Source organism: Mycobacterium sp. SA01, assembly GCF_041287105.1.
Lineage (GTDB): Bacteria > Actinomycetota > Actinomycetes > Mycobacteriales > Mycobacteriaceae > Mycobacterium.
This window is the reverse complement of sequence record NZ_JBGGNO010000016.1, coordinates 271404-291565: the sequence shown is the minus strand read 5'-3', so window position 1 is coordinate 291565 and position 20162 is coordinate 271404. Positions and strand designations below refer to the sequence as shown.

General features: G+C 66.8%; 27 protein-coding genes. 6 read left to right on the top strand and 21 right to left on the bottom strand.

All coding sequences use genetic code 11. The annotated features are described in order from the left end of the window. Window positions 1-9: 9 nt before the first annotated feature. Both AB4879_RS09160 and AB4879_RS09155 read left to right on the top strand, forming a co-directional pair. Window positions 10-477: a DUF4262 domain-containing protein gene (locus AB4879_RS09160; RefSeq protein WP_102805965.1), complete on the top strand. Its 468-nt coding sequence runs from the start codon at window positions 10-12 to the stop codon at window positions 475-477. A 159-nt stretch (window positions 478-636) separates the two neighbouring features. Next, window positions 637-1557 (top strand): esterase family protein, encoded by a 921-nt coding sequence (locus tag AB4879_RS09155; RefSeq protein ID WP_233209187.1) that lies wholly within the window; start codon window positions 637-639, stop codon window positions 1555-1557. A gap of 8 nt (window positions 1558-1565) precedes the next feature. On the opposite strand, the gene AB4879_RS09150 is transcribed toward AB4879_RS09155, so the two are convergent. The 4 genes from AB4879_RS09150 to AB4879_RS09135 are packed head-to-tail and all read right to left on the bottom strand — an operon-like array spanning window position 1566 to window position 4019. Next, window positions 1566-1919, bottom strand: a complete 354-nt coding sequence (locus AB4879_RS09150; protein ID WP_370507338.1) for a VOC family protein — start codon at window positions 1917-1919, stop codon at window positions 1566-1568. A gap of 27 nt (window positions 1920-1946) precedes the next feature. Further along, entirely contained in the window at window positions 1947-2639 is a 693-nt protein-coding gene (locus tag AB4879_RS09145; RefSeq protein WP_370507337.1) for a DsbA family protein, read from the bottom strand. Continuing rightward, the gene (locus tag AB4879_RS09140; RefSeq protein ID WP_370507336.1) at window positions 2636-3418 is read right to left on the bottom strand and encodes a maleylpyruvate isomerase family mycothiol-dependent enzyme; all 783 of its coding nucleotides are present in this window, start codon (window positions 3416-3418) and stop codon (window positions 2636-2638) included. Before AB4879_RS09140 ends, AB4879_RS09145 begins: the two co-directional genes overlap by 4 nt. A gap of 16 nt (window positions 3419-3434) precedes the next feature. Then, window positions 3435-4019 (bottom strand): M15 family metallopeptidase, encoded by a 585-nt coding sequence (locus AB4879_RS09135; RefSeq protein ID WP_370507335.1) that lies wholly within the window; start codon window positions 4017-4019, stop codon window positions 3435-3437. Between the two features lie 140 nt (window positions 4020-4159). Between AB4879_RS09135 and AB4879_RS09130 the strand changes: the two genes are divergently transcribed. Continuing rightward, a complete protein-coding gene (locus AB4879_RS09130) occupies window positions 4160-5017 on the top strand; it encodes a transglycosylase SLT domain-containing protein (protein WP_370507478.1) in 858 nt (285 codons plus the stop codon). 1 nt (window position 5018) lies between these two features. Here the strand turns inward: AB4879_RS09130 and AB4879_RS09125 are convergent, their stop codons facing one another. Genes AB4879_RS09125 through AB4879_RS09115 form a run of 3 tightly spaced genes read right to left on the bottom strand, consistent with a single transcriptional unit; the run spans window position 5019 to window position 5664 of the window. Next, window positions 5019-5171: a hypothetical protein gene (locus AB4879_RS09125; RefSeq protein WP_158248987.1), complete on the bottom strand. Its 153-nt coding sequence runs from the start codon at window positions 5169-5171 to the stop codon at window positions 5019-5021. A 2-nt stretch (window positions 5172-5173) separates the two neighbouring features. After that, the gene (locus tag AB4879_RS09120; RefSeq protein WP_036342072.1) at window positions 5174-5347 is read right to left on the bottom strand and encodes a CsbD family protein; all 174 of its coding nucleotides are present in this window, start codon (window positions 5345-5347) and stop codon (window positions 5174-5176) included. Between the two features lie 41 nt (window positions 5348-5388). Further along, the gene (locus tag AB4879_RS09115; RefSeq protein WP_370507477.1) at window positions 5389-5664 is read right to left on the bottom strand and encodes a S26 family signal peptidase; all 276 of its coding nucleotides are present in this window, start codon (window positions 5662-5664) and stop codon (window positions 5389-5391) included. 85 nt (window positions 5665-5749) lie between these two features. Here AB4879_RS09115 and sodN point away from each other — a divergent pair, with 85 nt between their 5' ends. After that, on the top strand, window positions 5750-6172 hold the full coding sequence (gene sodN / locus AB4879_RS09110; protein ID WP_036342074.1) for a superoxide dismutase, Ni: 423 nt from the start codon (window positions 5750-5752) through the stop codon (window positions 6170-6172). Window positions 6173-6275: 103 nt separating this feature from the next. Here sodN and AB4879_RS09105 read toward each other — a convergent pair whose 3' ends face one another. From AB4879_RS09105 to AB4879_RS09040, 14 genes are all read right to left on the bottom strand, one after another. Beyond that, window positions 6276-6992, bottom strand: coding sequence for a CoA pyrophosphatase (locus AB4879_RS09105; protein WP_370507333.1), 717 nt, complete (start codon window positions 6990-6992; stop codon window positions 6276-6278). Between the two features lie 101 nt (window positions 6993-7093). Further along, window positions 7094-7381, bottom strand: a complete 288-nt coding sequence (locus AB4879_RS09100; protein WP_370507331.1) for a hypothetical protein — start codon at window positions 7379-7381, stop codon at window positions 7094-7096. Window positions 7382-7504: 123 nt separating this feature from the next. Then, window positions 7505-8323 (bottom strand): SDR family NAD(P)-dependent oxidoreductase, encoded by an 819-nt coding sequence (locus AB4879_RS09095; RefSeq protein ID WP_370507330.1) that lies wholly within the window; start codon window positions 8321-8323, stop codon window positions 7505-7507. Beyond that, on the bottom strand, window positions 8323-8724 hold the full coding sequence (locus AB4879_RS09090; protein WP_370507329.1) for a nuclear transport factor 2 family protein: 402 nt from the start codon (window positions 8722-8724) through the stop codon (window positions 8323-8325). Before AB4879_RS09090 ends, AB4879_RS09095 begins: the two co-directional genes overlap by 1 nt. Before the next feature lie 12 nt (window positions 8725-8736). Beyond that, window positions 8737-9093, bottom strand: a complete 357-nt coding sequence (locus AB4879_RS09085; protein ID WP_102805956.1) for a VOC family protein — start codon at window positions 9091-9093, stop codon at window positions 8737-8739. A gap of 26 nt (window positions 9094-9119) precedes the next feature. After that, window positions 9120-10010, bottom strand: a complete 891-nt coding sequence (locus AB4879_RS09080) for a hypothetical protein (protein ID WP_370507328.1) — start codon at window positions 10008-10010, stop codon at window positions 9120-9122. A gap of 6 nt (window positions 10011-10016) precedes the next feature. Beyond that, the gene (locus AB4879_RS09075) at window positions 10017-10445 is read right to left on the bottom strand and encodes a cupin domain-containing protein (RefSeq protein ID WP_370507327.1); all 429 of its coding nucleotides are present in this window, start codon (window positions 10443-10445) and stop codon (window positions 10017-10019) included. A gap of 17 nt (window positions 10446-10462) precedes the next feature. Further along, window positions 10463-11185, bottom strand: coding sequence for an SDR family NAD(P)-dependent oxidoreductase (locus AB4879_RS09070; RefSeq protein ID WP_370507476.1), 723 nt, complete (start codon window positions 11183-11185; stop codon window positions 10463-10465). Between the two features lie 8 nt (window positions 11186-11193). After that, window positions 11194-11784, bottom strand: a complete 591-nt coding sequence (locus AB4879_RS09065; RefSeq protein WP_370507326.1) for a sigma-70 family RNA polymerase sigma factor — start codon at window positions 11782-11784, stop codon at window positions 11194-11196. 107 nt (window positions 11785-11891) lie between these two features. Continuing rightward, the gene (locus AB4879_RS09060; RefSeq protein ID WP_370507475.1) at window positions 11892-14687 is read right to left on the bottom strand and encodes an AAA family ATPase; all 2796 of its coding nucleotides are present in this window, start codon (window positions 14685-14687) and stop codon (window positions 11892-11894) included. A gap of 87 nt (window positions 14688-14774) precedes the next feature. After that, window positions 14775-15440, bottom strand: a complete 666-nt coding sequence (locus AB4879_RS09055) for a nitroreductase (protein WP_370507325.1) — start codon at window positions 15438-15440, stop codon at window positions 14775-14777. A gap of 8 nt (window positions 15441-15448) precedes the next feature. Further along, a complete protein-coding gene (locus AB4879_RS09050) occupies window positions 15449-16204 on the bottom strand; it encodes an SDR family oxidoreductase (RefSeq protein WP_370507324.1) in 756 nt (251 codons plus the stop codon). Between the two features lie 91 nt (window positions 16205-16295). Next, window positions 16296-17120 (bottom strand): cutinase family protein, encoded by an 825-nt coding sequence (locus tag AB4879_RS09045; RefSeq protein ID WP_370507323.1) that lies wholly within the window; start codon window positions 17118-17120, stop codon window positions 16296-16298. A 55-nt stretch (window positions 17121-17175) separates the two neighbouring features. Then, the gene (locus tag AB4879_RS09040; protein WP_370507322.1) at window positions 17176-18648 is read right to left on the bottom strand and encodes an FAD-dependent monooxygenase; all 1473 of its coding nucleotides are present in this window, start codon (window positions 18646-18648) and stop codon (window positions 17176-17178) included. Between the two features lie 197 nt (window positions 18649-18845). Between AB4879_RS09040 and AB4879_RS09035 the strand changes: the two genes are divergently transcribed. Beyond that, entirely contained in the window at window positions 18846-19280 is a 435-nt protein-coding gene (locus AB4879_RS09035; RefSeq protein ID WP_370507321.1) for a MarR family winged helix-turn-helix transcriptional regulator, read from the top strand. Window positions 19281-19296: 16 nt separating this feature from the next. Continuing rightward, on the top strand, window positions 19297-20154 hold the full coding sequence (locus AB4879_RS09030; RefSeq protein WP_102805947.1) for an LLM class F420-dependent oxidoreductase: 858 nt from the start codon (window positions 19297-19299) through the stop codon (window positions 20152-20154). The last annotated feature ends 8 nt before the right edge of the window (window positions 20155-20162 follow it).

Below are 20162 nucleotides of genomic sequence, written 5' to 3'. Positions count from 1 at the left end.
GGCCCAGCAATGTGCTGGTTGTGCGATCACCCGAACAACACCGTCGCCGACTATCTCGACGAGGTCCGCGCCAAGATCCTGCGGCGTGGGTGGGCAGTGCAGTACGTCGAATCGCCCCGCATGCCGTTCGCCTACACAATCGGCTTGAGCGACTACGACGTCCCCGAACTGCTGATGACGAATGTGTCACCGCAGCGGGCCGCACGCCTGCTGAGCAAGTCGGCCGAGCTCGTGGTCCGGGGAGCCGAGCTGACCGCCGGCCAGCAGTTCACCCTCTGCGGCGGTCCGATGCTCGAGGTCGTCGAGGTCGAACATCCCGATGCGCACATGGGTTTCGCGACCGCCCTCTACGGCAGGGAGATCCGTGCGTTGCAGCTGGTCTGGTCGGATGGTCGCGGCCGGTGGCCGTGGGCCGCGGACTTCTGTGACCGCGAAAGCCGGCAACCCGTGTTGGGGGTGCGCACCAGAGCCGCGTGAATTCTCGCCGATCACAAAGCAATTACGGCAGGCGTGCCAGACCGTCTCGAAACCGGCCGCATTGTTACCTTGCTGCTCGTGAGGAACCTCGTGCACCGCGCGACCCGCTGGGTGCAGCGCCTCGGCATCCTCACCGCGACGGTGCTACTGGTCCCCGGCATGGTCGGCCTGGCAGGCCCGACCGCACCCGCCGCGGCCTACTCCCGCTCCGGGTTGCCGGTGGAAGCCCTCGACGTGCCGTCGCCGGCGATGGGCCGCACCATCAGGGTCCAATTCCAGGGTGGCGGCGCACACGCGGTCTATCTGCTCGACGGCCTTCGCGCCCGGGATGACGAGAACGGCTGGGACATCAACACCGCCGCGTTCGAGTGGTACTACCAGTCCGGACTGTCTCTGGTGATGCCGGTCGGTGGCCAGTCGAGTTTCTACAGCGACTGGTATCAACCGGCGGCCGGGTCCAACGGGACGCTGACATACAAGTGGGAGACGTTCCTGACCCAGGAGCTGCCGGCGTGGCTGGCGCTCAACAAAGCGGTCACTCCGATCAACAATGCGGTGGTCGGACTTTCGATGTCGGGCAGTGCGGCCTTGACGCTGGCGATCTGGCATCCCCAACAGTTCATCTTCGCGGGATCGCTGTCCGGTTTCCTCAACCCGTCGCTGGGCCTGTGGCCCACCCTGATCGGGCTGGCGATGAAAGACGGCGGCGGGTACCGCTCCACCGACATGTGGGGACCCTCCAACGATCCGGCCTGGCAGCGCAACGACCCGATGGTCAACGTGGCACGGCTGGTCGCCAACGGCACCGCGGTGTGGATCTACTGCGGGACGGGCGCACCGTCCGAACTCGACAACACCGACGACCCGACGTTCGGTGGCCTGTTCACCGCCGGGTATCTGGAGAACATCACGTTGAACACCAACAAGGAGTTTCAGCGCAAGTATCAGGCCGCCGGCGGCCGCAACGCGGTCTTCAACTTCCCGCCCAGCGGCACGCACAGCTGGGGGTACTGGGGCGCGCAACTGCAAGCGATGAAGGGTGACCTGCAACGGGTGCTGGGCGCGACGCCCACCGGATAGTTTTCGCGCTAATCCCGATGCGCCACAACGTTGATCACGTTGCCGTCCGGATCGCGAACGAAAAACCGCCGCACCCCCCACGACTCGGTCGTCAGCGGATGCACGATCTGGTAGCCACGAGCGCGGGCCTGCTCATAGGCCGCGTCGACGTCATCGGTGGCCACCGAGATGACGGGCGACTCGGGTGCCGTGGCATCGGCGGTGACCAGTTGCAGGTTCGCACCGGTGTCGGGCGAGGTGTATCGGGCCACCCAGCCGAGGTTGAACTCCTCGGTGCTCAGCCCCAAGTAGTCGGTGTAAAAGCCTTTGGCCGCCTCGATATCGGAGACCGGCAGGTCGGCAATGATCCGGTTGACACGCATACCTCGATCTAACCGCGACGACGACCGCTAGTCTCCGAAGCCGACGACCTCACCACGGTTGATCGACACCCAGTCGCGGGCCTCGAGGTACGGGCGGAACGTCTGGGCGATCAGCTGCCCGTCGGCCGGGGTCTTGGGCCGCTGAAGCTCATAGAGGTGCGGGAATTCCGTCCACGCGACGACGGCGTCCCACAGTCGCACAGCTGCCTCCCCGGTCGGCGGGTCGATCAGGACCGGTCCGAACAGGCACTGACCGTCGGGGAAGAACAGCGTCGGCACACCGTAACCGTCGGCCGCCACGACGCGGTTGTGATCGGCCAGCACCTCATCGCCGGTGGTGGGATCGGCGATGGCCTGGTCGACCAGCGCCGGATCAAAACCGAGCTCGGCCAACAGGTGTCGGGCCACCGCCGGATCGTGCGGTTTGTGACCGTCGACATGCAGGGCCCGACCGGCACGCTGGTACCAGGCCTCGACGTCCGCCATCGACTGTCGGCGCAGGAGTGCCCCGATGCGCATCATCGACCAGCCGTAGGACCAGTCCCGTTCCCACGGGTGCTTCTTGCCCTCTTTGCGATTGATCTCCTCGAGGCTGAAGAATCGCCAGTTCACCACCAGTCCGGTCTGGTCCCGGACCTCGCGAATCCACCGCGACGTCTGGTAGGCGTACGGGCACATCACGTCGAAGTGGAAGTCGACGGACTCGGGCCGCCCGGTCACATCGTGAACCGCAGGTTGCGGGCGGCCCGCTCGCCCAGCTCGGCGTCGCCACTCCAGGTCACCGCGCCGGTGTCGATCTGGGCCTGGGGGTCGATCCGGCCGGAGGCGAGCATGATGAACGTTGTCGAGTCCGTGGTCAGCACCGCGTCCGGATTGTCCAGGTGCGCAACCTGTTTGGCCCGCCCGTCGACCGCCACGTTGATCTCGCGAGCCACCGGGCCGGTCAGCCGGAAGGAGATGGCGCTGCCGTCGGGCACTCCCACCTTCTTCCCCGCGATGTAGCCGATCGAGCTCTCTACCTCACCCAGAGCGATCTCCGCGGCGATACCGTCGTCGTCGGTGGCACGTCCGAGCGGAATCGTGATGTCGCGCACGTGAACCCAGAAGTCGAAGACCCGGATCTCCAGGAAGCGACCGTAGATTCCCCGCCCGGTGGGCATCCACGACGGCCGTTCGAGGTCGGCGGCGGTCAGCGCACTCAGGTCGCGCCTGCGCTCGGCGAAGACGGCGGTGACCTTCTCGGCCAGCGTCGCCGGATCGTCGGTCCCGGCCAGGAACTCCGCCGCCCGTTCGAACGGCGGCGGGGTGGCGTCGTCCTGCGGCAGCCAGCCGGCCATCACGGCTTCGATGCTGACCACATGCTGAATGACGTCGCGCACCACCCAGTCCGGACACAGCGACTGTGCCTTCCAGTCGGCGTCGCTCAGGTCGGCGCACAGGCCTTCGATCGCCGAATAACAGGCCTCGAGTGCGGTGCGGATTTCATCCAGACTTCTCATCTGGATCAAATTACGCTCAACCAGCCGCGTTGGGCAGAAGCGGCGGGCAGTTACCGACGGCATCGGTAGCCAGTTCGAAATGCCACACCTCGTTGGCGTAGATGCGGCACAGACCGAACCGCGCGCCGTGGGCCATCAACCACTGGTCGGCACCGACACCGCCCACGTCGACGGCCTCACCCACCACATGTTTGGACGCCTCGGGGGTCTGCACGTACTCGCGGGCAGCCGCCAGGCTGCCGTACTGGGCGACCGCGCTGTCCAACAGGCGCTGCTGGAACTCTGGTGAGCGCCACCCTGACGTGATCGTCATCGTGATGCCCTCGGCCGACGCCGCGGAGGCAGCCTGCTGAATGGCGTCGAGCAGCCGCGGGTCCAGGCGGCCGACGGCCGGGTTTTGCACGTCGAACGGGGTCAGTACCTGGCCGTCGGCCAGTGAACCGTCACCCGCGGCGACGGCCGGCGGATCGACACTGACGGTGTTGTCGGCCAATGCGATTCGCGGTGACGGGTCCGCTACGCCGACGGCACTGAACAGCAGCGCCGCCGTCATGGCCGCACCCAGCGCCACGGCTGAGACGGATGTGGAATCTATCCGCATGATCCCCCATCATCCCAGACCGAATCCTGGTGCTTCGCGTCGTCATAGGACAGACTTCAGCGGTGCGCATCCGAGTCTCCCTCCTGGCGGTGACGGTCCTGCTGACCGCTCCTGCCTGCGCACCGGGCACTGTGCACCCCGTGAGCACGCCGGCCAGCCGTCCGCACACCTCGTCGGTGCCCGCGGCCGCGCTGGATTCCACGGCGGCGCCCGACGCGGCACCCGCCGGCGCGCAGCCCAGTCTGGCCTCGGATCCTGCTGAACTGGCCGACGACCTGGTCGCCGACGAACTGGCCATTCGCGATCCGTCGACGCCCCCGCCTGCGCTCGTAGCTGCCGCACGTCGTCAGCAGGTCGCGTACCGCAGCATCGGCCGCCACCCCGAATGGGACTCGATCATCCGGCCGCGGATCCCGCCGGTTTTGATCGATGCCTACGACCGCAACGTCGACGCTCGGCGCCAACTCGCTGCGATGGCTCACCCGAGGGACACCCTGCCGGCGTGGCGGATTCAGCCGCCGGCGCCGGCCGATGAGCTGCTTGGTTACTACCGCGAGGCAGAGGCGGCGACGGGGGTGCGGTGGACCTACCTGGCGGCGATCAATCTGATCGAAACCCGATTCGGCAGCATCGTGGGGCTGAGCACCGCCGGCGCGGACGGACCCATGCAGTTTCTGCCTTCCACGTTCGCGGCCCACGGCGAGGGCGGCGACATCCGGTCACCGCACGACAGCATCATGGCAGCCGGCCGCTACCTGGCCGCCAACGGTTTCGGCGCGGACCCCGATCACGCCATTTACCGCTATAACCACGCCGATGAATATGTCTCGGCGGTCAAGGATTACGCCGCGATCCTGACTGATCCCGCGACGTTCGCCGGCTTCTACCAGTGGGATGTCTATTACGTCACCACCGAAGGCGACGTCGTTCTGCCGATCGGCTATTCAGCCGATGAGCCCATCCCGGTCGCGGAGTACCTGGCCACCCACCCGCAGTAGCTCAGGTCTCGTCGGCGACCTGGTGCCTATCGACCTTGCCGGGACCAGCTGGATCATCGTTTTGATGATCCAGCTGGTCCTGCAGGATGCGCTGCTCTTCACTGGCCTTCGTCGCGTCCACCGGTGTGGGCGGGGGCTGCTTACTGAGCTCCACGCTCAGCTCTTGAAAGCGTCTTTGACCTTCTCGCCGGCGTCCTTCAGGCTCGACTTGGCCTGATCGAGCTTGCCCTCGTTCTCGGTGCTCTTGTCGCCCGTGGCGGCACCGACGCCCTCTTTGGCCTTGCCCGCGACGTCGTCGACCTTATTGCTGATCTTGTCTGAAATACCCATGGGCGCCGTGTACCTCATTACGGCGGAAACAAAACTCGGACTCAACTGTGTGCAGCGCGGACCGTCCACACCACCCGGTAGGAACCGGCGGCCGAAACCCAGCCGAATCGCCGGGAGTCCACGACCCCCGGCGCGTGCGGATTGTCGGAGCACGCTTCGAAGGTCGCGGCCCGGCCGCGCCCCCGCACCGACCCGACCCGCTTGATCAGCCACCGGGTCGGCAGGGTCGGATCGGGGAACACCCGAAGTTGTCCGGTACGGGGCGCCCCGGCGCGGACCGCCAACAGCCCGTCACCAGGGCGAAGGGTCGGCAACATCGACTCCTCCACCACCCGAAACCGGCGCAGCGGCCACGAACCCAGCCCATGGTTCTCCCGCATGGTGAAAGGGTAAGTTAGGGCCATGCTGCAACGACTTTTCGCCAACGCCACCCCTGCCCATGCTCATTGCGACCTGTACTGCGGCGTCTACGACCCCGCCCAGGCCAAGATCGAGGCGCTGTCGTGCCTCAAGACCATCCAGAAGTACAACGACTCGGATGACGAGCACTTCCGGACCCGCGCGATCCTCATCAAGGAGCAGCGCGCTGAGGAGGTCAAGCATCACCTGATGGTGCTGTGGGCCGACTTCTTCACCAAGGAGCACTTCGAGCAGTTCCCGAACCTGCACCAGCTGTTCTGGGACGGCGTGCACGGTGCCGGTGACGTCAAGAAGTCGACCGACGCCGCCACGGCTGAGAAGCTGCTCGCGACCATCGATCAGATCTCGGACATCTTCTGGCAGACCGAGAAGGCCAAGGGCATGGGCGTCTACCCGCCTGCCTGACAATCGTCGTCGACGTACCGCGCGGTCATCACGGCCGCGCGGTACTTCCGTTTCAGGGCCTATTTTTCAGGGGCCTATTTCCAGGCGAACATTTTTCAGGGGCCTATTTCCAGGCGAACACGGGCTGCTCGAGGTCGTCGACGGGGTCGTGTCGGCCCTCCAGGCACAGCCATCGCAGTTGAAGCAGCACAGCGCCTGTGGGCGCATGGATGAGGTCGTTGCCCAACGGCATCTGCACGACGGGGCGCGGGCTTTCCGGGATGGTGATGAACCGCGGCGAGTCCGAACGTTGCAGTTGATGCAGCCCGACCCGGTACACCGCGACCACTTCGTCGGGTGCCGGCCGCGGATCCAGCCGCCCGCCGCCCCAGATGACCACCGGGGTGATGATGTAGCCCGACCGGGTCGGATAGTCGTCGAGCACTCCGAGGACCGATGCGTGGGGAAGCGTGACGCCGACTTCCTCGTCGAGTTCACGCAACGCCGCGTCTATCGCCGTCTCTCCCGGGTCCAGTCTCCCGCCGGGGAGGGCCCACTGCGCGGCGTGTGAATTCAAGCGGGACGCCCTGCGGCACAACAGAAATGCCGCACCACCCGAGACTCCGACCATCCGGCCGTCCAAACCGGGCTCCATCGGCCGGCCGGCGATCCAGTCGTCGACAGGAGCGGGGTCCACCCGATCTTCACCAGTGTCGGAGTCGACGAGCACCACTGCGACAGCGGCGTGGCGCTTGGTGGGGTCGGTCACCGATCGGCGGTCGTGTCCGCTCAGGCGATCGCGGATCTGCGCCCGCAGTGCGTCGTCGTAGGTGATCGTCACTGTTCGACCATAGAGCCGCGTCGTCAGCGCCTACACACGAGGACGCCGCGGGATGCCGTCGCCCAGGCGATCAGACGGCATCCCGCGGCGTGATGCGCGAATCAGTACGTGGGGATGAAGACCCCGTTGATCCACACGCCCCAGTGATTCCAGCCCTCGTCCCACACCTGCTTGTTGCCTGCGGCCCAGGTGGGGTCGACAGGCTTCGGCGGCGCCCAGGCCGGCGGGCTGCCCGCGTCGGGGCCGGCCGGCGGCAGCGCAGGCTGAACAGGGCCGGGCGGCGGGGTCCAGCCGGGGTCGGCGCCCGCGGTCGCGGTGCTCAATCCCAGTGCGCTTGCAGCCAATCCACCGGCCACAGCGGCTCCGGCGACAATCTCGATCAACTTCATGGCTTAGTGCTCCAATCGTGCGTCAATCGTGCGTGAGTAACGACCTGCCTGGTACCGGTATTAGCTATCCAGATCTGAGATCGATAAACATCTGACGCGTCAGACGGGGCAAAAAGTCGAGCGTCAGTCGGATCCCATCGCCGCGGCGATCGACTGTGCCATCAGCCGAGCCGCGTCGTTACGGTCCATCGACGCCAGCAACTGCCCGACACCGCGCATCTGGTCACCGACGAGCACGGTCGGCCCGTTGGTCAGGTTCGCGAACGCTTCGGCCACCACGTCGCCGACCGGTACCGCATCGGTCGGCGTCTGGTCTTCCGAGGCCAGGGTGCCGCGTTGATGCTCGAGTTTGCGCAGCGCGGGAGTGTCGGTCTTGCCGAGGATCAAACCGATCACGTCGACACCCTTGTCGTGCAGTTCACTCCACAGCGCTTCGGCGAACACCATGTCGAAGGCTTTGGTTGCGCCGTAGGCCACCATGTTTGGGCCGCCGACAAAGCCTGCACCTGAGCCGAACACCACGATTCCGCCTCGGCCCCGCTCGACCATCGGGGCGGCGTAGTGGTGACACAGCTGCATCGGCACCACGCAGTTGCGCTGCACCATGTTCTCGGCAGCCTCGATCGAATTGCTCAGGAAAGGCGTGAAATCGGGGTCAGCGCCCGCGCAGTACACCAAGAAGCCGATGTCGAGATCCGCCATCGCCTCGGTCACCGCGGCCGATGCACCCGCCGCTGCGAGATCGATTGCCAGCGTCCTGGTTTCGACACCGTGACGGTTGCGAATGTCTGCGGCGACCTCGTCGAGCACCTCCTGCCGCCGAGCCAGCAGCACCACGTTGAGCCCGCGCGCGGCCAGCTCCTCGGCGAAGGCCGCACCCACACCGTCGGAGGCTCCCGCGACCAGCGCCCAGGGTCCGTACTTCTCCGAGAAGTCACTCATCAGTACACCACCTGCACCGTGGTGAACGTGCGCCGCGCGATGCGCCAGCCGGCATCGGTACGCACGATCTCGTCGTCGTAGAAGCCGCGGGCGTTCACCCCGGAGTTGTTGTCGGCAGCCATGATCCAGGCATCGACATAACACCGGGTCACCGCGCTGTCACCCTGCACGTCGATCACGATGTTGCTGATGCGATGCATGAGATACCCCGCGGCGGCGTGCGCGACATCCATGAATTCGGTGACCTCATCGACGCCGTTCCACACCCCGATCTGGCCGTAGTCGAGGTGGCAGTCGGGGGTGAACACCGTTCGAAACAGGTCCCAGTCACGCCGATCGATGCCGCTGGCGTAGCGGATCAGCAGATCTGAAATGTCCTGCCGGTCCTGAAGTTCGGTCACGCGATGTCTCCGTTACTTGCGCGCGAGCGGGCTGTAGAAGACCAGGCCGTTCCCCTTGTTGTCATAGACGACGGCTCGACGTTCATGCGCGTCGTCGTACGGGCCCTTGACGATTCCCCCACCACTGGCTTCGACGGCCTTCGCCGCGGCGTCGACGTCGGCCGTCTTGATGCCGACCACGACCTGCCCGGGGATCGGGTGGTCGATCTCGGTCGCCAGCGCCAGGGTGACCGGCCCGCCGTCGAGTGCCGCGAAATGGGTGCCGTCGCGGAACTTCACTGCCATACCGAGGGTGTCGCTGTAGAACCTGATCGATTCATCCAAGTCGTCGGTCGACAGGATGATCATCTTGACTTCGTGTTCGCTCACGGGCGCCTCCTGTGTGTGAAGCGCATTCAGAGTACGACAGCACCGTGCGCTTCGGGGGAAACATCGGCACCGGTCGGGACAACCGGATGCAGCCAGGCCGCGACGTTGCGCACGTAGTCCTTGAACACCATCAGGCGAGCCGGATCGGCCAGAATCTGCCCACTGGGCGGCTCACTGACGAACGACGGCGCCCCGCGACCCAAATCCCAGTTGTAGTCGGCGAAGTGGTGGAACGTCGATTCGGCGAGCGCCCGCCCCATCGGCAACCCGTCCAACGTCTCACCGTCGATTGCGACGGCGAGGTTGAACCGGCGGCCACTGGCGCTGCTTCGCCCCTCCGCCACGACGGTTGCGCAGGGAACGCTCGCCGAGACCGCGCCCTCGTGCGGGTGCGCGGGGAACCATTCGATGCGGCCGCTGGTGGTCTGTGCAGTGCGCAGCAGCGGATGCACCGGGTCCGTGGCCAGCACCGGCTGGTAGTCGCCGTTGGCGCCGGAATGGAAGTTGGGCCAGGAGATGGTCGGGGTGTCCTGGTCGTCGCAGAGGTGGCGTTGGTCGATCGTCTTGTCCTGGAACTCGTTGACCAGTCCCAAGGACCCGAGCCGGGCCAGGCAGCACCCGAGGTCCTGATGGTCACGAGCGGTGAGCACCCCGCCGCCGCCGCGGCGGAATCTGGTGATGGCGTCGGCTTCGGCATCGGTCAGGCCGTCGCCGGTGTCGACGGCCATCAGCCACACCTGGTCGAACCCCAGGTCGTCGAGAACACTGAGCACCGGATCGTCGCCGTGGTGTGCGCGGTTGCGGGCGACCACGTCGTGTCCGGCGGTGCGCAATTCGTCGGCAAGCAGTGTGAACCGGTTGATGTCCCAGTCATCCGGCTGGGCCGTGATGGTGGTCTGAAGAAGAATGCGAGACAAGGTGATTCAGTCCTCTCCGGCAGACGGTTGGGCGGCTACCCGCAGGTGTCTGCGGGCGGTCAGTTCGCTGTCGTCGACGAGCTCGAGCATCGGCCGGCCCGGGACACACACCATTGTCACGACGAACCGGCTCTTGACGTCGCCCCGGTTGTTGGCGTCCGAGTAGTGGATGACGTCTCCGCCGGGCTCCCAGAAGGCTTCGCCCGCGCGGATGACACGTGGCGGCTGGCCTTCGAGTTCAAAAAGCATCTCGCCTTCCAGCATGTAGCCGAACGCCGGGCCGCTCGGATGGCGGTGCGGTGGGGCTCCGGCACTGCCCGGCGGGTATTCGATGACGACGGTCATCACATCGGCGCCCTCCGGAATGAAGGGCGGGTGCACGTCCTGAACGACGGTCAGTGCGTTCTCCCATTGCGGGTCATGGTTTTTCGTCATGTCCGTTCTCCTTGATGTCAGACGGCTGTTCCGCCGCCGTCGGCGTGCAGGGTCGATCCGGTGATGAAGCTCGCCCGCGGAGAGGCGAGGAAAAGCACCGCGTGGGCGATCTCCTCGGGGGCGGCGGTGCGTCCGAGGGGCAGCGCCCGGCCGAGTTCGTCGTTGGTGTCGCCCCATTGCGCCGCGACGCCTTCGGTTTTGGTGGGTCCCGGCGCAACGCTGTTGACCCGGACGCCATAGGGGCCGAACTCGGCCGCCCACGATCGCGTCAGCGCTTCGACCGCCGCCTTCGACGCGCCATACGTGGATGCGCCGCCGACACCTTTGGACGCGACCATCGACGTGACGTTCACGATGCTGCCCCGATGTCGCCGCAACATGCCCGGGACCAGGCCGGCGGTCAGGAAGTAGGTGCCGCGCACATTGGTGTCGAATGTCGTCTCGAAGGCCGTGAGGTCCTGATCGACGGTGAGCGCTCCGGGAAAGCTGGCCGCATTGTTGACCAGGATGTCCACCTCTCCCACCCGGGCGACCAATGCCTGTACCGCGTCGGCATCGGAGAGGTCTGCGGCCACGAAGCTCGCCTGGCCGGAGATATGGCCGACCGCGGCCGCGCCGCGCCGATGGTCTCGCCCCGTGATGATCACCGTGGCACCGGCGTCGGCCAACAGCCGGGCGCACGCCAGCCCGATCCCGGCGGTGCCACCGGTGACCAGCGCCGTCTGCCCGGTCAGTTCCATGTCGGTGGTCACGCGATCTGAGCCGTCGGCGCGTACGCGCTGTCGGCGAGCGCCACCCGAAGGCGCTGCCTGCCGCGGGAGGCCCGCGACATCACCGTGCCGCGCGGAATGTTGAGGATCACGGCGGTCTCGGCGTAGGTGTGGCCCTGAATCTCGGCGTAGAACAGCACCGTGCGGAAGTCCTCCGGCAAGGTGTCCATTGCAGAGCGGAGGTCGCCGTCGGGCAGCCGGGTGAGCGCCTCGGCCTCGGCCGAGCGGGAGGCGGTGGATGACCGGGCAGCGCTGTCAGCAAGGTCGCCCTCGGTGACGTCGTCCACCGGTACCTCCGATGGCCGGCGCTGCTTGGCGCGGAAGCCGCTCACCCAGCGGTTGTAGAGAATCCGGAACAGCCACGCCTTGAAGTCGGTGCCGTCGCGAAACGTGTGGTAGCCCATGAATGCGTGCAGGAGGGTGTCCTGCACCAGGTCCTCGGCGTCGGCCATGGTCTTGGTCAATCCCCTGGCCCGGCGCAGCAGAGCATCGAACAGGGGTTGCGCGTCGCGGGCGAACCGCTCGGCGGCCCCGGAGTCGGTTGGCCGGGGAACAGACGTGACGGTCATGAGCGGTCTCCTGGGTGCGAGTTGCGGATGACCTCAGCCTCGCCGCCGTGCCGTCCACGCGAACCCTTGAAACCCCGTAGTCCGTAGTCGTCGGTCCGTGGTCGGGTCTAACTCGCCCAGGACATCGCCCGCAGTTGCCTGCGTGAGGTGATGCCGAGCTTGGCGAAGACCTTTCGCAGATGCCATTCGACGGTGTGCGTGCTGATGAACAGCTGCGCACCGATCTCCTGGTTCGTCAGGCCTTCGCCGGCCAGTCGCGCGATCTGCGCCTCTTGCGCCGTGAGCTCCCCGCCCGCGCTCGGCTGGTGCGCACGCACCTTCTCGCCGGTGGCCGCCAGTTCCCGGCGAGCGCGCTCGGCAAAGGCGCCTGCACCCATCCGAACGAACATCTCGTGGGCCTCGGTCAAGTGTCGCCGGGCGTCGGCTCGGCGCAGCACCCGTCGCAGCCACTCCCCGTACGCGAGGTGCGCGCGGGCCCGGTGCACGGCGATCGTGGTGCGCCCCAGCCGCTCGATGGCTTCGGTGAAGAGCGCATCGGCGTCGGCGTCGTCGGCGAGCATCGCCTGAGCCGCGGCCAATGCGCCCAGGCCCCAGTCGGTTCCGCTGGCTCCGGCGCGATCGGCGAGATCGTGGATCGCCGCGGTCGCGGTGTCCCGCTCGCCGCTGCGTGCCGCCGCTTCGACCAGTTCGTACAGACACCAGCTGTAGAACCCGATGTCCTCGTATTCGCACACGGTCCGGGCGGCAGCCAGCGCCTCGTCGTAGCGGCCCAGCCCGTTGTAGAGCACCGCCGCGGCGTATCCGGTCAACCCGAGCACTCGGCCCTCGCCGCGGCTGGTTCCGTCCGCTTCGGTGGCCTTGATCAACCGTTCGGCTTCGGCCGCGTCGCCCCGCCAGGCGGTGAGCATCAAGGCGTGATATTTGACCGCCGCATAGTGGTCGGTGGCCGACGTGATCGCGTTGGCTTCTTCGACAAGGGTTGCTGCCGTGCGAAATTCGCCGGCGACCAGGTGGACGCCGGCCTGGTACACCAGCGCGCGCGGCAGGATGGCCAGGGCACCGGCGTTGCGCGCGGCACGCACAGCTGCGGCGGACAGCTGGTGCACGGTGGCCTGGTCCCACAATTCGTGGGCCGACGACTCCTGCAGGATCGGGAACGCCGGCACCATCCACCGCAGGACGTTGCGGTCATCCGCCGCGGCCTGAATACACATGTGATCCAAGCCGATTCGCATCGACTCGGTACCGGCGCCGACCCCCTGGGTGATGCGCCCGGCGACCCCCTTGAGCAAGAAGTCCACCGAGCGAGACAGTTCGGTCTCACGGTCCAGTGCCGCCAGGGCCGCCCGCGCAGCATTGGTCAGCGCCCCCGGCTCACCGAGGCGGCCGGCGTACATCAGCGCCGCGATCGCTTCGAGGTAGCTCTCTCGAGATGCGTGGTCATCGAGGTGTTCAAGTGCCTGAGCGGCGTCCAGAAGCGCCTGCGCGGTATCGCGCACGGACGGCGCTCCGGCTTCGCCGGCTCGGCTGCGGACAAAGTCCATCTGGGCGCGCAGGCGCGCCACCTGAGCCCGTTGCAGCTCTGACAAGGGTCCCCGCTCCGCGAGGTCGAGCAGGTCACGAGCGGCGGCCGGCGCCGCGGCGTCTCGCTTGGCCTGCGCGGCGGCCAACGCCCGCGCGCCGCGCAGCTGTGGATCGGCTGTCAAGATCGCGGAGCGCTCGAGAAACGCTGCCGCCGCGGCCATCCCACCGCGGCTCTGGGCCCTGGCCGCCGAGTTCTCCAGCTCCTCGGCCACCTCGTCGTCGGGGCCTGCCGCAGCGTTGGCGGCATGCCATGCGCGCCGATCGGGATCTGCGTCGGGGTCGGTGGCGTCGGCCAGAGCGCGGTGGATGGCTCTGCGGTCGGCCAGATCGGCGGCGCGGTACGCCGCGGACCGCAGCAGCGGGTGCCGGAACCGCATCCGCGGACCGAACTCGATGACGCCGGCGGCTTCGGCAGGCGCCAGCGCGTCGATGGGGATGCCCAGCGCGGCGGCAGCCCGCAGGAACAATGCGGCATCACCGACGGGCTCGGCCGCTGCCACGAGCAGCAGCCGCCGGGTCGGCGCGGGAAGCCCTTGAATGCGCTGCACATAACTGGTCTCGATAGCCCCCGGTGCCGTCGCCGAGGCCGACAGCCAAAAGCCGCCGGCGAGCTCGGTGGCCGAGGCGTTGCGTGGAACCTCAAGCAGCGCAAGAGGGTTACCTCTGGTCTCAGCGACGATGCGATCACGTACCGGCGGATCGATACCGCCGAGCATCACCGAATCCAGTAGCTCACGCGCATCGCCGTCGGTCAGGCCGCGGACGACCAATTCGGGCAGCCCCGTCAGCGGCTGAGCACCGTCGTCGCGCACGGCGAACACCAACGCGATCGGCTCGGCCAGCAGGCGGCGCGCCACGAAGCCCAACGTCTGTACCGTCACCTGGTCGAGCCATTGCGCGTCGTCGACGATGCACAGCAGGGGCTGACGCTGAGCGGCTGCCGCCATCAGGCTCAGGACCGCCAAACCCACCAGGAACCGGTCGGGCGGCTCACCCACTCCGCGACCGAAGGCGACGTCGAGCGCCGAACGTTGCGGATCCGGCAGCTCACCGAGATGCTCCATCAGCGGGGCGCACAGTTGCTGCAGTCCGGCGTAGGCGAGTTCCATGTCCGACTGAACGCCGGCGACGTTCAGCACCCGTGACGCCGATGCCTGCTCCGAGAGGTACCCGAGCAACGCTGTCTTGCCGACGCCGGCCTCGCCGCGCAGCACCAGCACCTGCGAATCGCCACCGGCGGTGGTCGAGATCACCGATCGCAGCACTTGGCACTCGGCGGCACGACCATGCAAGTGCGCTGGCCGCCCGTCACTCGAGATAGGCACCACCGTCTGCCCCTAGCGGACCTCACCGGAATTTCCGGTCCTGATCGTAACCGGGGGTGGTGGACACCGCGGTGGGCGGACCTATTCGGGCAGGAACGTGACGGTCTCGTCAAGAGGGGCCCGACCGGTACGTGAGTAGCTGACCGAGATGTCTTCGTAGCCAACGGACATGCCGCAGAACAGCATCAGCTCATCGGGCGGGGACACCACATCGGCAACGGTCCGGCGAACCTGCGACCACGCCATCTGCGGGCAACTGTGCAGTCCTTCGGCACGAAGCAGCAGCATGACGGTCTGCAGATACATGCCGAGGTCGGCCCACTGCGGCCGGCCGAGATGCCGATCGATGTAGCAGAACAGCGCGACCGGCGCGCCGAAGCAATCCCAGTTCGCGACGGCCGCCCGCTGTCGGGCTTCCCAGTCCTCGCGAGCGATGCCCAGGGCCGCGTACCGCTGCCGACCGAAGTCGGAGCGGCGCTCCCGGTAGGGCGACGCCATCTCAGCGGGATACATGTCGAACTCCCGGTCATCCCAGGCTTCACCTGCAACGACACGCTCGACGGCGATCTTCTTCAGCTCGGCCAGCGGCGCACCCGTCACGACATAGACGTGCCACGGCTGGATGTTCGACCCCGAGGGTGACCACGACGCCGCTGCCAGCACCCGCTGCAGGATCTCGGGTGTGACGTGCCGATCGGTGAACCCGCGGACGGCTCGTCTGCTCCGCACCGCTTCGTATACGTCCACGTCGCGGCCTAGGACTTCGCGGCCGATTCGAGAAGCCAGTCCTCGAATCGGGTGTCGAAGAGAGTGGCGCCCGGGCCGGGGACCAACGTGCGCTCGTCGATGTCGACGCCCCAGTACGACGCGGCCGGATCGGCGACGACCGTGCGGCTGTCACCACGGGAAGTCAGCGCGGTGCGGATGAGGTCGGGAAGCAAAACCATGTCGGGGCCGCCGATCTCGGCGATGCCGTTGACCGGTTCCCCGACGGCGGCGATTGCAACGCCCTCGGCGACATCGACGGCCGCCATCGGCTGGAAGTACTTCGGCGGCAGCACCACGGTGTCGCCGTCGGTCGCGGCGTCGGCGAGCGTAGTGATGAACTCGAAGAACTGCGTCGCGTGCACGATCGAAAACGGAATCGGGCCTTCACTGATCAGCTTCTCCTGGAGGAGCTTGCCCTGGAAGTAGCCGCTCTGCGCGGCCAGGTCCTCGGTGCCCACCACCGACAGCGCGACGTGGTGCCGGACACCGGCGTTCTGCCCGGCGGTCAGCAGGTTCGTGGTTGCGGTGCGGAAGAACTCGATTGCCGAGTCGTCCAGTGCCGGCGAATTGGACACGTCGATCACGACGGCGGCCCCCGCCATCACTTCGGCCAAACCCTCACCCGTGAAGGTGTTCACGCCGGTCGAGGGAGCCGCTGCGACAGCCTCGTGGCCGCGGGCGGTCAGATTCTGCACCACTTTCGAGCCCACCAGGCCGGTGCCACCGATTACGACGAGTTTCATGATGATCCCTTCTGGCTTTCGGGAGCAGGACAGCTCCCTGACGGCCAGAACGGATGACTTCTGGAAAAGTCATCCCGGCGACGGAACCGGGTCAGGAGGTGTGGGCGGACAGCTCCACCGGCGAGGCGGTCTCCGTCGCCGTCACCAGGGTGTAGAGCGGCGTGACCCACGCGTGGGGTCCGCTCGGCGCCGGCGAGTACGAGGTGTGAATGGCGATCGCCGCATCGGAGATCTTCCCGGTGTCGGGGTTGTAGTCGCAGACCGGATCACCGACATCGCAGACGCTGATGGTTCGGGTGCCGATCGCCGGTGGCAACTCAGAGGTGTTGGTCGACGCCAGGAACGAATGGTCCTGCGCGACGCCCTCGCCGTGGCCCATCGCGACGGCCGTCGACCCCAGTTTGATGGTGGTATCGACCGGCAGCCGGTCGCCGTCCGCGATCAACAGCGCCGCGGCCAGATGCGGATCGTCGGCAAGGTCATACAAGTTGCGGTGGACGATCATGGCGCCCTGTGAGTAGCCCGCCAGAACCACCTTGCTGTCCGGGCAACGCTCGGTGAACGCCTTGTACTGCTTTGCGGTCGCGTCGGTGCCGTCACCGACGCTGCCGAGGAAGCCAAGCCAGCCACTGATGCCGCCCTCCAGTGGTACCGCAGCCGCGGGGTATTGGACCGCCTCGGCGTCGATGGTCCGGCCGTCTGCGGCGAGCTGCGATTTGAGCTGCTGATAGGACTGGTACACCACGGAGCCCATCCCGCCGTTGGCGGTCAGGTTGGCACTGTCGCGCTGACCGGAACCGGCGGCGCCGATCCAGTGGTAGTCGGCGCACCCTGGTGCCGCCGACGCGGTTGCCGCCGTCAGCCCGGCCAGTGCGATACCCGCGGCCAGCACGGCCGATCCCAGGCGCCCAATCACAATGCTTTCCCTCCACGGTCTGTCGCATGTTGATCGCCGCATGGGCTGCCTGCCGTTACATCGACGGACCAAACCAGCTGGTCAACGCCTCAGTCAGGCCCTCCGACGAACTCTCACCGACCCATGCGATGTGCCCGTCCGGGCGGATCAGCACTCGTGTGGGCGCGGCCACTTCCCCGAGCGCCGGAAGCTTCCATGCGCCTCGGTACTGCGCTGTGACCAGGCTGACTCGATCCGCCCACCCCGCAAGATCGATCCCGCCCGGGTCATCGAAGTCCAGCAGTACCGGCCGGGCGGCGTGCAGCAGTTCGAAGACGCGCGTCGGCCCGGTGGCCGTCTGAACGTGCAGGTCGGGCATCCGCCGGCCCAGCAGAGGATGCCCCGCCCCGAGGTCGTAGCGGATGTCCAGACCCGACATGCGCGCGGCGAATGCCTTGCGCGCCTCGTCTATGCCGAGCATCTCGGAGACGTTGTCGTGCAAGGCTTTTGTGCGATCGTCGGTGCGTAGCAATGCCATTTGCGCCATCGTGGTCTGCAGGACGCGCGCACCCACCGGGTGCCGCTCGGCATGGTAGGTGTCGAGCAGCGTGTCCGGTGCGGTTCCGTTGACCACCTGGGCAAGCTTCCACCCCAGGTTGACCGCATCCTGCAGACCGGTGTTGAGACCCTGGCCGCCGATCGGGTGATGGACGTGGGCGGCGTCACCGGCGAGCAGGATCCGGCCGTCGCGGTAGGTGGCCGCCTGCCGTGCCGCGTCGGTGAATCGGGCGATCGAGGTGGGGCTGTGGATGCCGAAGTCGGTGCCGTAGACCGCGGTGAGTGCCGCGCTCAGATCGGCGAGCGTGGGTTCTGTTGCCGGCCCGACGGTTCGCTCGGTCACCATCACCCGAACCGGTTCGCCGTCGTTCTGCCGGTCGAGTCCGTGAATACCGAGGGCGTCGCGGTGGATGCCCCACATCGGTTCATCGCGGACCTCCACCTGAGCAATCAGATAGCTCGTCGTCGGATCCCAGCCTGGGAAGCCGATGCCGGCGGTCTTGCGAACCAGGCTGCGACCGCCGTCGCATCCGAGGAGGTATTCGGCGCGAAGGCCGCCGCCATCGGAGAGTTCGACCTCGACTCCGGCCTCTCCCTGGGTGAAGCCAGTCACCTCCGCCCCGCGACGGATCGGCACGCCCAGTTCGCCGACCCATTCGGCCAGGAGCCGTTCGATCTCGTTCTGCCACAACGCCAATCCGTAGGGATGGGGGGTAGGAAAGTCGCTGATGTCGAGCCGGATCTGCGCGAACCCGGCGACTTGAACAGCCTGCCCGGCCGCCAGGAACCGGTCTGCGATGCCGCGCTGATCCAGCAGTTCGATCGTGCGGCAGTGCAGCCCGCCGGCCCGCTGGCCGATGACCTGCTGGCTGGTGCGGCGTTCGACGATCGCGACGTCCACCCCGGCCAGCGCCAGCTCACCGGCAAGCATCAGCCCGGTCGGTCCTCCCCCGGCGATCACCACGGTGTGGTCGTAGTCAGATCCACGCATTCGCATGCCCCCTGTGCAGTCAGTTTCTTTCGAAGGCAGCGATTTTGCGGCACGCGGGGGGTCTTGCCGCAAGCCCCCCGGTGCGCTATATGTTGAAAGTGGCGGGGCACGTCTCCCCGCCAATCCATCAAATTCAGCGCGGCCACCACCTCGTCCGGAAATTAGACAGTTTTGACTGTACAGTTTAGGCTGTCTATATGGGAAAGGTCGATGAGTCCTCGATTCGGGCCGCACGAGAACTTCGCGTCGTGTTCAGCAGGCTGCGCAGGCGGTTACGAGCGGTTGCCGCCGACGATGACCTGACCCCCTCGCAGACGGCCGTCCTTCTGCGCTTGTTCAAGGACGGCCCTAGTTCGACCAGCCAACTCGCAGGTGCTGAGCGAGTTCGCCCTCAATCAATGGCTGCCACTGTGGCGGGCCTGGACCGGCACGGCCTGATCGACCGCACCCCGGATCCTGACGACGGTCGCCGGCAGTTGATCGGTCTGACCAACGTCGGCCGTCGCCGCGCCGAAAGCGACCGCAAGGTACGCGAGGAGTGGTTGGTGCGAGCCATGCAGGACCGTTACACCGAGAACGAGCGCCAGGTTATCAATGACGCGCTGACATTGCTCGGACGACTAGATGAATGAAAGGCGGCTCACCACTATGAAATTGGGCGTTCACTACATTGACTTCCTGCCCGGCGCCGCCGAGCGACTGGGTCCGACCATGGCGGGTACGGCCAAGGCTGCCGAGGACGCCGGCGTGGAGATGTTCACCCTCGCCGACCACTTCCTTCAGATGGAACCGCTGGCCCGGGCTGACAACCCATTCTTGGAGGGCTACACCTCGATGGGTTACCTGGCCGGTCTGACCGACCGAATCACGTTGACCATGTTGGTCACCGGCGTCACCTATCGCCATCCCGGTGTGCTGGCCAAGACGATGACGACGCTGGACGTGCTGGCCGGCGGCCGCACGATGCTCGGTCTGGGCGCCGCCTGGTACGAGCGGGAGCATCACGCCCTCGGTATCCCGTACCCCTCCGTCCGCGAGCGATTCGACATGCTCGAGGAAACCCTGCAGATCTGTCTACAGATGTGGAGCGATGATGACGGGCCGTATGACGGGCGGCATTACCATCTCGCCGAAACCCTTTGCGAGCCTCAGCCGATTCGTCGGCCCCCGATCCTTCTGGGCGGCTCCGGTGAAAAGAAGACACTGCGACTGGTGGCCCAGTACGCCGACGTATGGAATAGCACGTCATCCCTCGATGAGATGCCGCACAAGCTGGACGTCTTGCGCCGCCACTGCGACACCGTCGGTCGTGACTTCGACGAAATCCGGCTCACAGCAGCTTATTCGGACGACCCGTTCAATGACATCGACGAGTACCTGCGCACTCTGGACGCCTACGCGCAGCTCGGCTTCGACTTGATCAACACCGGACCGATGCCGGGCAACCCCGATCCGCAGGGTTGGGTGAAGCGGTTGGGCGATGAAGTGATACCGCGACTCGGCTGACCTCGTGC